We start from the raw sequence: 13,703 nt of genomic DNA, 5'->3' as shown, positions 1-13,703 counted from the left end.
TGCCACCACGTCCACCTACACACCCGAGGCCCTGGCGTTTGCGCGGGCCAACAGCATCCACACGCTGGACGGCGCCGGGCTGCTGCAACTCATCAGCCGCCGCACGCCTGCGCAGCAGCAGGAACTGCTGCAAGTGGCTTATGAGGGAGAGTATTGGCGCCCCACCTGTGCCAGCTGCGGCACCAAGATGGTGGAGCGCAGCCGCAGCAGCGATGGTGGCCTGTTCTGGGGCTGCACCAACTACCCGCGCTGCAAGCGCACGCTGCCCAAGGCCACCGGCGGTTAGCTATTGATTTCATAGCTGGTAGCGCTTGATGGACAAGCGCTACAGCCGATTTTGATTCAAAACTATCGCAGCACAAATTCCATCACCGCGCAGACGGCGGCCACCTGCGCGGCGGTGCATTCCTCGGGTGTGGTGCGGGCGCTGTCGGGGTAGACCTCGGTGGTGGTGGTGTAGCGCGCGCCGGTCACGCTGGCACACAAGCCCAAGGCCTGCAAGGGGTAGGCAATGATGCCGGGCGCCAGCACGGGCGAGCCGATGATCTGCTGGCGCTCGTCTGCCGGGGCGATGTGGGTTACGGCGGCCACAGCCTGCAGCACGGCTTGCTGGAAGGCGGGTTGCAGGTTTTCGGTGTCGTCTACCAGGTAGAAGCCGTCGGGAATGGTGCCGGGCTGAAATGCCTTGCCGTCCCGCGCGGCGAGTGCGGGGCGGTATTCAGATTCGTCGGTGTCGGTGGTTTCGTGCAGGTCAATGTGCGCGGCGAACTGCCCGCGCAGGGGCGCAACCAGGGCCATGAGCGCAGCGGATTCCTGCACCGTGGTGCCGGGGCGGAAGCTGCGGTTGGGGTCGATGGCGTCGTGGTTCCAGCGCTGGATACGCTCCCACCCCCAGGGGCTGACGCAGGGGGCCACCAGCCAGTTCACGCGGCCTGCGTAGCGTTCGCCATGCTCATCCACAAAACGCAAGGCGCCCAGCACGCCGCTGGTTTCATAACCATGCACGCCGCCCGTGACCAGCACCGTGGGCAGACCTGCTACCCACTGGCGGGGGCGAATGGCGTGCACGGGGTAGCGGTCATCGCCATAGGCCACTTCGCCGTAGCGGCTGACATCAAAGCGCGTGCGCAGGCCTTCCACCACCGCCAGCACATCGTTGGCATAGCTGCGCTGGCGCACTTGCCGCGCGCGCCACTGGGCTTGCTCGGCAGGCCCCCAGGCCTGGCCGGGGGTGCCGATGGGGTAGGACGAAGGGGGGAAAGCCGAGGGGTTGGCGGTGCTGGGTGCAGTCATGGGATGGGGGTTTGCATTCAATCGGATAACCAGGCGGTGCTGCAGCACGGCAAGGCGAACGAACGCGGTTATGCGTTGGAAGGCAAAGCCGTATGAAGGCCACGGCGGCCAGGCCGGTGTGGTCACCGGCCCATTGCCAGGGCGCTTATTTTGCCCCCCTGCCCCAGCAGCATCAGGGCGTTACTTGAGCCACTTGTCGGCGGCTTGCTTGATGGCGCCACGACTTTCCATCAAACCCCACACAAAGCCCATCACACGGGTGTAGTCGGCGTCGTCGGTGGGCACCATGAAGCCCAGGTAGTTCTTGGGGGTGAGGGGTGCATCCACAAACGCGGCGTGCAGGCGGATGTCCACGCGGGCGTAGTGCAGGGCTTCGTAGGTTTCGGTAATCATGACGTCGCCCTTGCCTTCAGCGATCAGCGCGGGGATTTCGGCGTTCTTGTCGTGCGTGCTGACCTGCGCAGCCTTCAGGTTGGCCAGCACATAGGTTTCGTTGGTGCCGCCGGGGTTTTTGATGACGCGCACGCTGGGCTGGTTCATGGCGTCCACGCTGGTGAACCTGGCCTTGTCGGCCGCGCGCACCAGGGCCACTTTGCCGAAGGGTGCGTAGCCGGGCAGCATGTCGAACAGGCGCATGCGGTTCACATTGCGGGTGATGCCGCCCACGGCCACGTCAAACTTGTCGCCCTGCAGGTCTTTGACCAGGTTGGGCCACGAGGTGGGCACGTATTCAATCTTCACGCCCAGTTCTTTGGCCATGGTTTCGATCACGTCGATGTCGTGGCCCGAATAACCGCCATCGGTCTTGATGGCAAACGGCCGGTAGTCGCCCGGCGTGCCCACGCGGATGACCTTGGTTTCCATGATCTTGTCGAGCCGCGGGCCAGCCACGGCAGCCTGGGTGAACGACAAGGTAGCCACCACGGCAGCAGCAGCCACTGCCAGGAATTTGTTGGGGGTCATTTTCAAAAAGCTCCAAAAGGGTGAACGTGCCAGCAGAACCAGCGGCACAAGGTATGCCAAAGCAAGGGGGGTGCCAATGCGTAGAAACCATTTGCATGCTTATCAATGCAGCGCCGTATAGCCCCGGTGCATATGAGCGATTAGTTTTAACAAATGGCCATTCGTCATCGATTGAAATATCCTTCATACACTGTTGAGCAAGACACCCGTTTCAGAAGGAGAGAACCATGAGCAACGAAGCCAAATGCCCTTTCACCGGCGCGCAAGCCAGCGTACAAGGCGCGAAGACTGCTACCGCCCGCCAGACCAACCGCGACTGGTGGCCCAACCAACTGAACCTGGGCATCCTGCACCAGCACGCCCCCGCATCCAACCCGCTGGGCGAAGACTTTGACTACGCCGCCGCTTTTGAAAAGCTGGACTACGCAGCCCTCAAGGCCGACCTGAAGGCGCTGATGACCGACTCGCAAGACTGGTGGCCCGCCGACTGGGGCCACTACGGCGGCCTGTTCATTCGCATGGCCTGGCACAGCGCCGGCACCTACCGCACCAGCGATGGCCGTGGCGGCGCAGGCACTGGCAACCAGCGTTTTGCCCCGCTGAACAGCTGGCCCGACAACGGCAACCTGGACAAGGCCCGCCGCCTGCTGTGGCCCATCAAGCAAAAGTACGGCAACGCCATCTCGTGGGCCGACCTGATGATCCTGGCGGGCAACGTGGCGCTCGAATCCATGGGCTTCAAGACCTTCGGCTTTGCCGGTGGCCGTGCCGACATCTGGCAGCCCGAAGAAGACATCTACTGGGGTTCGGAAGCCGAATGGCTGGCCACCAGCGACAAGCCGAACAGCCGCTACAGCGGCGAGCGCGACCTGGACCCCCCCCTGGCCGCCGTGCAGATGGGCCTGATCTACGTGAACCCCGAAGGCCCGGACGGCAAGCCCGACCCCGTGGCCAGCGGCCGCGATGTGCGCGAAACCTTTGCCCGCATGGCGATGAACGACGAAGAAACCGTGGCCCTGGTGGCCGGCGGCCACACCTTCGGCAAGGCCCACGGCGCGGGCGACCCCAAGCTGGTCGGCCCGGAGCCCGAAGCCGCCCCGCTGGAAGCGCAGGGCCTGGGCTGGATCAACCAGTTTGGTACCGGCAAGGGCGTGCACACCACCACCAGCGGCATTGAAGGCGCCTGGAAGCCCAACCCCACCACCTGGGACAACGGCTACTTCGACATGCTGTTTGGCTACGAGTGGGAGCTGACCAAGAGCCCATCCGGCGCGCACCAGTGGGTGACCAAGGATGTGAAGCCCGAGCACATGATCCCCGACGCGCACGACCCCAGCAAGAAGCACGCGCCCATGATGACCACGGCCGACCTCTCGCTGCGCATGGACCCTGCGTACGAAAAGATCGCCCGCCGCTTCCACCAGAACCCCGCCGAGTTTGCCGACGCCTTCGCCCGCGCCTGGTTCAAGCTGACCCACCGCGACATGGGCCCCAAGGCCTTGTACAAGGGCCCTGAAGTACCGGCCGAAGACCTCATCTGGCAAGACCCGCTGCCAGCGGTAGACCACGCATTGATCGACGCGCAGGACGCAGCCGCGCTCAAGGCCCAGGTGCTCGCATCAGGCCTGACGGTGGCCGAGCTGGTGTCTACCGCCTGGGCTTCGGCATCCACCTTCCGTGGGTCGGACAAGCGCGGCGGTGCCAACGGTGCACGCATCCGCCTGGCACCGCAAAAGGACTGGGAAGCCAACCAGCCCGCCCAGCTGGCCAAGGTGCTGGGCGTGCTCGAAGGCATCCAGGCTGCATTCAATGCTGCACAAACCGGTGGCAAGAAGGTATCCCTGGCCGACCTGATCGGGCGCGCGGGCAACGCTGGTGTGGCAGCCGCTGCCCAGGCCGCAGGCCAGTCGGTGCAAGTGCCCTTCACCCCCGGCCGCACCGACGCCAGCCAGGCGCAGACCGATGTGGAATCGTTCGCCGTGCTGGAGCCCGTGGCCGATGGCTTCCGCAACTACCAGAAGAAGACGTACAGCGTGCCCGCCGAGGCCTTGCTCATCGACAAGGCGCAGTTGCTGACCCTGAGCGCGCCCGAAATGAGCGTGCTGGTTGCAGGCCTGCGCGTCATCGGCACCAACGTGGGTGGCACACAGCACGGAGTGTTCACCCAGCGTGCCGGGCAGTTAACGAACGACTTCTTCACCAACCTGCTGGACATGGGCACCGCCTGGAGCCCCGCATCGCCCGCCAACGAGGTGTATGAAGGCCGCGACCGCCAAACCGGCGCTGTGAAGTGGACAGGCACCCGAGTGGACTTGGTGTTCGGTTCCAACTCGCAACTTCGTGCCATTGCCGAGGTGTACGCCCAGGCCGATGCAATGCCCAAGTTTGTGCGCGACTTTGTGGCCGCATGGACCAAGGTGATGAACCTGGACCGCTTCGATGTAGCGTGACGCACTTTCCCCCCCCCTCTCTCACATCGCTCCACGGCACGGGCGGAGGGGGCCACTCGGCGCGCCATGCCCCCCGGCCGCACACCGTGGCGGTCGGGGGCTGGCGCCAAAGGCCACAGCAAGGGGGCGCCGAGTCTTCCCGCACAGTCCGCCAGTCCCACGCCATCAAGCCCTGCCCCCACCGCGGGGCTTTTTTGTGCCAGTCACATCACTTTTTGCGCCCCGTGGGGCCCGACCGTTTCCGCGAGATAGCGGCAGATGCTGAAATGGCCCAATTCTCGAACTTGGCAAAAATCAACAAACGCATCGAAAAATCACCATCTTCTATAAATAGCTATCTACTTTCGCCATTTTCTTGACCGGTGCACCACACCTCAAAGCCCTTCAAAACGCGTTTTCCTCCACTACACTCCGGCCCCGACCTGTCCACCCAGGCTGACGCTGAGGCCCTGGGCAGTGTTTTTTTGCGCATTGCCGGAGAACCCGATGTCCTCACCTCACCCGCAGCCAGCGTCCCTCGCGCGCCGCAGCCTTGATGCTGTGTGGCACCCCTGCACACAAATGGCGCGGGCCGAGCACCTGCCGCCGCTGGCCATCGCCCGGGGCAATGGCCCCTGGCTGGAAGACACGGCAGGGCAACGCTACTTTGACGCCAACAGCTCCTGGTGGGTCAACCTGTTCGGCCACAGTGATGCTGGCGTGCACAACGCCATCCGCGAGCAGCTGGGCACCCTGCCCCACGTGATGCTGGCCGGCTGCACCCACGAGCCCGCCGTGCGCCTGGCCGAGCGCCTGGGTGCACGCACTGGCGGCGCCCTGGGCCACGCCTTCTTCGCATCCGACGGTGCCAGCGCGGTCGAGATTGCACTCAAGCAGAGCTTCCACAGCTGGCGCAACCTGGGGCAAGCGCAGCGGCGCGAGTTTGTGTGTCTGCAAAACGGCTACCACGGCGAAACCATCGGTGCGCTGGCCGTGACCGACGTGGCCGTGTTCCGCGATGCGTACGACCCGCTGCTGATGCGTGCCCACACCGTCGAATCACCCGATGAGAGCCGGGGCAACGAGGCCGCCGCCCTGGCCGCGATGCGCGCGCTGCTGGCCGAGCGCGCCGAGCACATCGCCGCCGTCATCGTCGAGCCCCTGGTGCAGGGCGCAGCCGGCATGGTCATGCACGGGCCGGGCTACCTGCGCGGTCTGCGCGCCCTCACCCGCGAGTTCGGCGTGCACCTGATTGCCGACGAAATCGCCGTGGGCTGCGGGCGCACCGGCACCTTCTTCGCCTGGGAGCAGACCGAGCCCACCGGACCAGCCGACTGGCCCGACTTCATCCTGCTGTCCAAGGGCATCACCGCCGGTACCCTGCCGCTTTCGCTGGTGCTGAGCAGCGAAGCCGTCTACCGGGCCTTCTGGAGCGAAGACGTGGGGCGGGGCTTTTTGCACTCGCACTCGTACACCGGCAACGCCCTGGCCTGCGCCGCCGCCAACGCCGTGCTCGACCGCTTTGATGCGGGCCAGGCAGAGCGCGTGCGCGTGCAGGCCGCCTGCCTGGCCACCCACTGCGCGCCGCTGGCCACCCACACGCGCGTGCGCCACTGGCGCCAGCGCGGCCTGATCCTGGCGTTTGACGTGGCCGAAGCCGGCGCTGGCTTCAGCGAGCGCTTTCACCTGGCGGCACGCCGCCACGGCCTGCTGATCCGCCCCATCGGCGCCACCGTCTACCTGATGCCGCCCTACCTGATCGACGACGAAAGCGCCGCTTTCCTGGCCCGTGCCGTGGCCGCCGCCCTCGACGACGTCACCGCCAAGGACTGAGCCATGCTGCTTGACCACCTGAACCACCAGCTTGCGGCCATCGCCGCACGCCACCAGACCCGCAGCCTGCGCATGGCCCACAGCCCCACCGGACCGCGCCAGAGGGTGCGCGATGCGCAGGCCAGCCCGGGGGATGAGCGGGAGTTGCTCATGTTCTGCTCCAACGACTACCTGGGCCTGGCCGGCCACCCCGCGCTGGCCCAGGCCCTGGCCGAGGGTGCCGCGCACTGGGCTGGCGGCTCGGGCGCGTCGCACCTCATCAGCGGCCACACCGCCGCCCACGAGGGGCTGGAGGCCACGCTGGCCGGCTGGTACGCGCCCCACATCCCGCAGGCCCGGTGCCTCACCTTCAGCACGGGCTACATGGCCAACCTGGCCGTGACCACCGCGTTGGGCGACGCCGAGGCCGAGTTCTTCTCAGACGCGCTCAACCACGCCTCGCTGATCGACGGCATGCGCCTGGCCAAGGCCCCCGTGCAGCGCTACCCGCACGCCGACCTCGCCACCCTGGCCGCCCAGCTCGCCGCCAGTACGGCGCGCATCAAGCTCATCGTGACCGACGGCGTCTTCAGCATGGATGGCGACATCGCCCCGCTGCCCGCGCTGCTGCGCCTGGCCGAGGCCCATGACGCCTGGCTGGTGGTGGACGACGCCCACGGCTTTGGCGTGCTGGGCGAGCGCGGGCGCGGTGTGCTGGAACACTTTGGCCTGTGCAGCGAACGGCTGATCCTGGTCGGCACCCTGGGCAAGGCGGCCGGCCTGGCCGGGGCTTTCGTCGTGGCGCACGCCACCATCGCGCAGTACCTGCTGCAGGCCGCACGCACCTACATCTTCACCACCGCCTCGCTGCCCGCCGTGGCCCACGCCTTGTGCACCAGCCTGGCGCTGATCGAGGGAGCCGAAGGCCAGGCACGGCGCCAGCAACTGCAAGCATTGCAGGCCCGGCTGCGCGCCGGCGTGCAGGCGCTCATGGCGCGCCGACCTGACTTGGGCTGGCGGCTGGCCGATTCCGACACCCCCGTGCAACCGCTGATCGTGGGCGACAACGCCGCCGTGATGGCGCTGGCCGCGCGGCTTGATGCGGCGGGCCTGCGCGTTCCCGGCATCCGCCCGCCCACCGTGCCCGAAGGTGAGGCACGCCTGCGCATCACCCTGTGTGCGAGCCACACCGAGGCCGATGTGGACGCGCTGCTGCATGCGCTGCAAAACACCCTGACAAGCGACCTGGAGACCGCCACACCATGACCCGTGCCTTCTTTGTCACCGGCACCGACACCGAGATCGGCAAGACCACCATCACCGCCGCGCTCACGCACTGGGCAGCCCAGGCCGGGCGGCGCAGCGTGGCTGTCAAGCCCGTGGCGGCCGGCCAGGAGGCCGTGAGCGGCCCCGCAGGACTGCACTGGGTCAATGAGGATGTGGCCCGCCTGCAAGCGGCCAGTAACCTCCCCGACCTGAGCGATGCCGATGTGGGCCCACTGCAGCTGCGCACCCCCTGCGCGCCGCACATCGCCGCCGCACTGGAGGGGGTGAGCATCGACCGCACCGCTCTGCTGAGCGCAGTGCGCGCCACGCTGGCGCGGGCGGAGGTCGGCTTTGTGGAAGGCGTGGGCGGCTTCTGCGTGCCGCTCACCGCCGACTGGGACACCGCCGACCTCGCCGCCGAGCTGGCCTTGCCCGTGGTGCTGGTGGTGGGCCTGCGCCTGGGCTGCATCAACCACGCCCTGCTCACCGCCCAGGCGATTCGTGCGCGCGGGCTGGCGCTGGCCGGCTGGGTGGGCAACACCGTGGACGCCACCCAACCCCACCAGGCCGACAACCTGACGGCGCTGGCCGACCGGCTGAACGCCCCCTGCTGGGGCGTGGTACCACGCCTGGGCGGCTCTGAGCCGGGCGCGGCAGACGTGGCAAGCCACCTGAACACCGCCGAGCTGCACACGGCCTTGCTGGCCTGAGCCATTCGAAAATTCACAAAATTTGGCTCTAGCGCTTATCCACAAGCGCAAGCAGCTATCAAAACAGAAGCAAGCCTTTCTCCCGCCACCCCTTCCGTTGCGGTATGGTCGCGGGTTTTCTCACTGCACCACACACCATGAACTTTGCCAGCCGCCTCCAGCAACTGCCTTCCATCGCCCACCTTTCCGCCCTGCATGTGTTGGGCGCCGACAACCAACCTACCGCCACGCTAGAAAACAAGCCCGGTCAAGCGGGTTCGCTGGCCGTGTACCACGCGCTGGCTGCCCTGTATGGCGGCCGCATCACCCCTGCTGCCGCCAGCCTGGGCCTGGAGTGGTATGCCGAACACACGGCCGACGCCCACGCCAACCCCGGCAAGCACCCCAACATTGATCGCCTGGTGCAGTGGGCGCAAGGCAGCACCAGCTACGAAGTGCGCCTGCAGGCTGCCGCGTAAAACCATCCCTTTCGCAACGCGATGTAAATGTTATGCAGCCACGCGGCTGCGCCATTTACAGCGCCAGGGGCACAGATCATGATGGGCGCCCATTCTTCGTTGCCTGCATCCCTTGTTCTGGAGCCCCCATGCCCGCCAACTCGTCTGCCCCCGGCACCGTCACGCTGCACCGCGTTCTGCGCGCACCGCCTGAGCGCTTGTACCGCGCCTTTCTGGACCCCGACGCCATGGCCAAATGGCTACCGCCGCACGGTTTCACCGGCCGCGTGCTCGAGCTGGATGCGCGCGTAGGCGGGCGCTACCGCATGCAGTTTTGCAACCTTGCCACCGGACAAGTGCACGCGTTTGGGGGGGAGTACCTGGAACTGGTGCCCCATGAGCGCATCGTCCACACCGACCGGTTTGACAACGCCCACTTGCCCGGCGAGATGCGTACCACCGTCACCTTCAAGCCCGTCTCCGTGGGCACCGAGCTCAAGGTAGTGCAAGAAGGCATTCCGGCCATGATTCCTGCCGAGGCCTGCTACCTGGGGTGGCAGGAGTCGCTGCTGCTGCTCGCCCAACCGGCCGAGGCCGCCATACCGGACTAATGCGGGGGTTGTGCCGGCCCTGGCCCGCGCTCATCCATTCGCTCCTCTTTTGATAGCTGTCGGCGCTTATTACCCGTACACCAAGGCCATTTTTCATTCAAACTCGGTTACCCTTGGCACCTTACTCTTTAGGAATGCACCATGAAAAAACTCAACGTCACCATCCAGCTTGAAATGTCCGTGCCCGACGACTGGAGCCTGGTGGAAACGTCTGAAGGCACGCCCGTGCTCCAGCTGCCCGACGGCACGTTCATGGACCTGGCCATCGAGCCCCTGTTTGCCACCAACCCCGAAGAGACCTGGAGCAGCACCGACGACGATGACGTGCTGAACGATGTGCTGGACATGGTGGACAGCGAATCCGTCACCTACGAATTCACACCTGTCTGACGCGGGCATGCCAGCCAACCAGCTAGCTAGCTAGCAACTCACTTCAAATTTGATAGCTGCCAGCGCTTATAGAATAAGCGCTGGCAGCTATTTTTCTTTCAAACCCCACACCCTTCCATGCCGTACTTGAACCGCCGCCACCTGCTCGCGTCCCTCACCCTGGCATCGTTGCCCGGCATTGGCTTGGCGGCCAAGCAGCGGCCCGCGCCCGCAGGTGTCTGGCCGCGCGCGTTGGCAGTGCCGGGCGGCGTGGCGCGGCTGTCGCTAGGCCCCGCAGCGCAGCGGCCCCGCGTGCAGGTGCGCCAGGGTGATGCGGACGTGCCCGTGCTGGTGGTGGGCGATGCCATCGAGTGGACGGCCGTGCTGGGCATTCCACTGGCCGCCGCCACGGGCGATGCCCATGTGACGGTGCTGCCCACAGCGGCCGAAGGGCAGGCACGGCAGGTTCACTACACCGTGGCCCCCAAACGGTATGCGGAGCAAAAGCTCACCGTCTCGCCCCGCACGGTAGACCTGTCGCCCGAAGACCAGGCCCGCTACGAGCGGGAACGCGACCACCAGGCCCGCATCATGGCCACGTGGAGCGAACCCGCAGGCGGCGCCCTTCCGTCACTGCACATGCGCCAGCCTACGCCGGGGCGGCGCTCCAGCTCGTTTGGACTGCGGCGGGTGTTCAACGGGCAAGCCCGCAATCCGCACAGCGGCATGGACATTGCCGCCCCCACCGGCACGCCCATCGTGGCGCCGCTGCCGGGCACTGTGATTGACACTGGCGACTATTTTTTCAACGGCGGCACGGTGTGGCTGGACCACGGTCACGGCGTGCTCACCATGTATTGCCACCTGAGCAGCATCGACGTGCAGGTGGGCGACACCCTGAGCGCAGGCGACGCTTTCTGCAAGGTGGGCGCCACCGGCCGCGTGACCGGGCCGCATCTGCACTGGGGCGTGATGCTCAACCGCTCCATGGTGGACCCTGCCCTGTTCATGGACTGACCGGGGCTGGAGCACAATCCTCCCCATGCGTGGAAAGGCCGGTGCCGTAGCCCCTGCCCCACGTAACTCATACCTTTGGTCTGCCCCATGCGCTTCATCCTGCCTTCTACTCGCCTGCACCCTGTTGCACGGGTTCGCCCAGCGCTGGGCGCCCTGGCCTGCGCGGTGGCTCTTCTGTGCTCTGGCTGCGCCGTGGTGGCTGTGGCCGACGCAGCGGTTACGGTGGTGAGCACCACGGTGAAAGTGGGTGCGACCGTGGTGGGCACCACGGTAGACGTAGGCGCCGCCGGGGTGCGGGCCGTGGTGGGCAAAGACGAAGACTGACGCGAGCCGCTGCCGCTCAACGCCCCATGACCCCACCCAGCCCCCGCCCCAAGCTCACCCGCCCCTTGGCCACCGTGGCGCAGCCCGCCCGCAAGGCAGCGCCCGCGCGGGCGGGCGTGCGCAGGCCCGTGGCCGAACGCATCGCGCCCGAAGACGCGCTGCTGATCTGCTTTTACAAGCCCTACGGCGTGCTCAGCCAGTTCACGCCCGAGGGCAAGTGGCAAGGCCTCAAGGATTACATCGACCTGCCCGGCGTGTATGTGGCCGGGCGGCTGGACGCGGACAGCGAGGGACTGCTGCTGCTGACCAACGATGGCAAGCTGCAAGCGCACATTGCAGACCCGCGCTTCAAGATGGAGAAGACTTACTGGGTGCAGGTGGAAGGCACACCCGACGAAGCCACCCTGGCCGCCCTGCGCCAAGGCGTGGTGCTGAATGACGGCCCCACCCTGCCCGCCCGTGCACGCCTGTTGAACCCGCCCCCGGATGTGGGTGAACGCGTGCCTCCGATCCGCGAGCGCAAGTCCATCCCCACGTCGTGGCTGGAGCTAGTGATCCGCGAAGGCCGCAACCGCCAGGTGCGCCGCATGACGGCCGCCGTGGGCTACCCCACGCTGCGCCTGGTCAGGGCAGCCGTGGGGCCCTATTCGCTGGAAGGGCTTGCGCCCGGCCTGTGGAAACAGGTGAACGCGCGGTAGCCAACGCCCGGCTGCTAATTTGCAGCCACGCTTGCAAGCGTGCGCCTGCGGGGTGTGAGGGGTGTGCGGGGCGTGCGGCAGCAGTGCCGAACCGTCAAATCAGCTCAATCAAGCTATCAAGCAAACACGTTGACGTAGCGCCCCGTGCTGGAGGCCCCGGCCACACGTCCGTCTGCCCTGAGCAGCGTGGGGTCCGACGGTGGGGACGCCAGCGTCACTCCCGGGGGCGTGGTGGCAGGACGCGATGCTGCATCAGTGGCCGCAGCCAAGCTGCCACGCGCCCGGTTGGCACGCTGGTCGGCGCTGGCGGATTGGGTGCTGAGGTCGTCAGCACGGGCCTGCTCCTGGTCTGCGCTGCGCTGGGCGGCCTGCGCCTGGCTTTGCAGCGCGCGCGCCGTTTGCTCTGCCTGCTGCGCTTCGCGCCGAGCACTCTGTACAGCCAGGGAGGTATTGGCTGCAGGGGCCACACTGCGAACGGCGGAAACCATGGCGAACTCCTGACGCTAGGGGGTGGTGCTGGGGGTGAACCTGCGGTGTGCGATAGACCGGCTGCGTCAGCCAGCGGCCGACATGCTGTCCACACCCTGGTAGGCCCGGCGGGCCTGCGCACCCAGGGCCCCTGCCACTTCAGTGGAAGTGGATTGGGCCGTGGCCCTGCGATTGGCCTCGGCAGCCGCATCGGTCTCGGCCACTTGGCGCGCCTGCATGGCGTCGCTGGTCTGCCGGGCCGTCATGCGATCCTGGTCTTGTGTGTCCTGCGCCTGTCGCACCTCTTGCGTCTGCCGGGCCGAAAGCTCTTGCGCGCGGCGGCTGAAGGTGGCGGTGGTTTCACCGGCGTCGCTGGAGGAGTTGGCCGCATTGCCGGGCTGTGCGGCTGCTTCGCGGCGGGCGTTGCCCGCAGACTGAACGGCGGTGGTGGCAGTCAGCGGGCCGTATCGGGCGGCGGCATCGGCGCGGGGCTGAACAGATTCCATGGCTGTCTCCTGTTGCAGTGCATAAAAACCAAATGGTCATGCAACCGCGCACAAAAGTAAAGGCTGCGGCCATTCAGGCCTAGCCCATGGGGGTTCACAGCCCGGGCATCAGCCCCCGCTGGCCGGTGCCTCAGGTGGCAGGTCATCGGCCGCCAGGTAGCGCTTGATCAGGTCAAAGAAACTGTCGTAGAAAACATCGGAGGCGATGGTTTCGCTACCCACCTTGACCAACGAATCGCTGCTGGCCGCAATGGGCAGCGACACCGACCCCAGGGCCCCCACGCCCAGGCTGGCGGAGTTGTTGGTCTTGCGCAGGGCGTAGCTGTCCTGCAAGGCTGTCACAAAGCCCAGGCTCACTTTGCCGCTGGGGCTGTCAGGCACGCACACCACGCGAATGACCATCTGCAAGTGGGTTTCTGGGCTGGGCTGGAAGCTCTTCTTCCCCTCCACCATCTCGGCCGTGGTGGTGTTGATGAGGTAGCCCTGGCTGAGCAAGGCGCGGCGTGAGGCTTCGCACGTCTGCGCAGGGGTGGCGTCAAACAGGCGCGAATAGGTGGCCACCGAGCCAAACTTCTCCTGCGGGCCGTAAAACACCGGCACGCTGCCGGTAGTGGCGCAGCCAGCCAGCAAGGCCACCGCACACAGGGCAATGGCGCTCATCACCCGGCGCCCGATGGGCAGGGGCATGGCCCCGGCACGCGAGGCGCTTGAAAACTGGTTCAAATCTGTGTTCTCCGACAAGACTGGAAAGGTAGTGAAAGGGTAGCCGGTTTTTCTGGCCACGTTGTGAACTGCGAGCG

The 13,703-nt window shown here is 66.5% G+C and carries 16 protein-coding genes; 11 read left to right on the top strand and 5 right to left on the bottom strand.

Annotated elements, in window-relative coordinates; all coding sequences use genetic code 11:
- A partial coding sequence (locus AADJ04_RS10810) for a topoisomerase DNA-binding C4 zinc finger domain-containing protein (RefSeq protein WP_341239614.1) occupies positions 1-286 on the top strand: 286 nt, incomplete at its 5' end.
- A 62-nt stretch (positions 287-348) separates the two neighbouring features.
- On the opposite strand, the gene AADJ04_RS10805 is transcribed toward AADJ04_RS10810, so the two are convergent.
- Both AADJ04_RS10805 and AADJ04_RS10800 read right to left on the bottom strand, forming a co-directional pair.
- Positions 349-1,293 carry a M14 family metallocarboxypeptidase gene (locus tag AADJ04_RS10805; RefSeq protein WP_341239613.1) on the bottom strand — a complete coding sequence of 315 codons (945 nt, stop codon included), beginning with the start codon at positions 1,291-1,293 and terminating at the stop codon, positions 349-351.
- A gap of 180 nt (positions 1,294-1,473) precedes the next feature.
- The gene (locus AADJ04_RS10800; RefSeq protein WP_341239612.1) at positions 1,474-2,256 is read right to left on the bottom strand and encodes a transporter substrate-binding domain-containing protein; all 783 of its coding nucleotides are present in this window, start codon (positions 2,254-2,256) and stop codon (positions 1,474-1,476) included.
- 227 nt (positions 2,257-2,483) lie between these two features.
- On the opposite strand from AADJ04_RS10800, the gene katG reads away from it, so the two are divergent.
- The 10 genes from katG to AADJ04_RS10750 all read left to right on the top strand — a co-directional run bounded on the left by katG (position 2,484) and on the right by AADJ04_RS10750 (position 11,929).
- Positions 2,484-4,706 (top strand): catalase/peroxidase HPI, encoded by a 2,223-nt coding sequence (gene katG, locus AADJ04_RS10795; RefSeq protein WP_341239611.1) that lies wholly within the window; start codon positions 2,484-2,486, stop codon positions 4,704-4,706.
- Positions 4,707-5,192: 486 nt separating this feature from the next.
- Entirely contained in the window at positions 5,193-6,518 is a 1,326-nt protein-coding gene (bioA, locus tag AADJ04_RS10790; RefSeq protein WP_341239610.1) for an adenosylmethionine--8-amino-7-oxononanoate transaminase, read from the top strand.
- A 3-nt stretch (positions 6,519-6,521) separates the two neighbouring features.
- On the top strand, positions 6,522-7,763 hold the full coding sequence (gene bioF, locus AADJ04_RS10785) for an 8-amino-7-oxononanoate synthase (protein WP_341239609.1): 1,242 nt from the start codon (positions 6,522-6,524) through the stop codon (positions 7,761-7,763).
- Entirely contained in the window at positions 7,760-8,473 is a 714-nt protein-coding gene (gene bioD, locus AADJ04_RS10780; RefSeq protein ID WP_341239608.1) for a dethiobiotin synthase, read from the top strand. Before bioF ends, bioD begins: the two co-directional genes overlap by 4 nt.
- Positions 8,474-8,610: 137 nt before the next feature.
- Positions 8,611-8,931, top strand: coding sequence for a DUF2322 family protein (locus AADJ04_RS10775; protein ID WP_198847488.1), 321 nt, complete (start codon positions 8,611-8,613; stop codon positions 8,929-8,931).
- A 128-nt stretch (positions 8,932-9,059) separates the two neighbouring features.
- Positions 9,060-9,521 (top strand): SRPBCC family protein, encoded by a 462-nt coding sequence (locus AADJ04_RS10770; RefSeq protein ID WP_273623076.1) that lies wholly within the window; start codon positions 9,060-9,062, stop codon positions 9,519-9,521.
- Between the two features lie 141 nt (positions 9,522-9,662).
- Complete coding sequence (locus tag AADJ04_RS10765; RefSeq protein ID WP_066696127.1) at positions 9,663-9,911, top strand: hypothetical protein; 249 nt, start codon at positions 9,663-9,665, stop codon at positions 9,909-9,911.
- Positions 9,912-10,028: 117 nt separating this feature from the next.
- Positions 10,029-10,907 (top strand): peptidoglycan DD-metalloendopeptidase family protein, encoded by an 879-nt coding sequence (locus AADJ04_RS10760; RefSeq protein WP_341239607.1) that lies wholly within the window; start codon positions 10,029-10,031, stop codon positions 10,905-10,907.
- An 87-nt stretch (positions 10,908-10,994) separates the two neighbouring features.
- Positions 10,995-11,231: a hypothetical protein gene (locus tag AADJ04_RS10755; RefSeq protein ID WP_341239606.1), complete on the top strand. Its 237-nt coding sequence runs from the start codon at positions 10,995-10,997 to the stop codon at positions 11,229-11,231.
- A gap of 26 nt (positions 11,232-11,257) precedes the next feature.
- Positions 11,258-11,929: a pseudouridine synthase gene (locus tag AADJ04_RS10750; protein ID WP_341239605.1), complete on the top strand. Its 672-nt coding sequence runs from the start codon at positions 11,258-11,260 to the stop codon at positions 11,927-11,929.
- A 116-nt stretch (positions 11,930-12,045) separates the two neighbouring features.
- Here AADJ04_RS10750 and AADJ04_RS10745 read toward each other — a convergent pair whose 3' ends face one another.
- The 3 genes from AADJ04_RS10745 to AADJ04_RS10735 all read right to left on the bottom strand — a co-directional run bounded on the left by AADJ04_RS10745 (position 12,046) and on the right by AADJ04_RS10735 (position 13,590).
- A complete protein-coding gene (locus AADJ04_RS10745; RefSeq protein WP_341239604.1) occupies positions 12,046-12,417 on the bottom strand; it encodes a hypothetical protein in 372 nt (123 codons plus the stop codon).
- A 66-nt stretch (positions 12,418-12,483) separates the two neighbouring features.
- Complete coding sequence (locus AADJ04_RS10740; protein ID WP_341239603.1) at positions 12,484-12,903, bottom strand: hypothetical protein; 420 nt, start codon at positions 12,901-12,903, stop codon at positions 12,484-12,486.
- 108 nt (positions 12,904-13,011) lie between these two features.
- Positions 13,012-13,590, bottom strand: coding sequence for a DUF2242 domain-containing protein (locus AADJ04_RS10735; RefSeq protein WP_341239616.1), 579 nt, complete (start codon positions 13,588-13,590; stop codon positions 13,012-13,014).
- Positions 13,591-13,703 lie beyond the last annotated feature (113 nt).

This window comes from uncultured Acidovorax sp., assembly GCF_964021665.1.
GTDB classification, from domain to species: Bacteria; Pseudomonadota; Gammaproteobacteria; order Burkholderiales; family Burkholderiaceae_C; genus Acidovorax; species Acidovorax temperans.
Note: the sequence above shows the minus strand (reverse complement) of the source record. Positions and strands in the feature narration are given on the sequence as shown.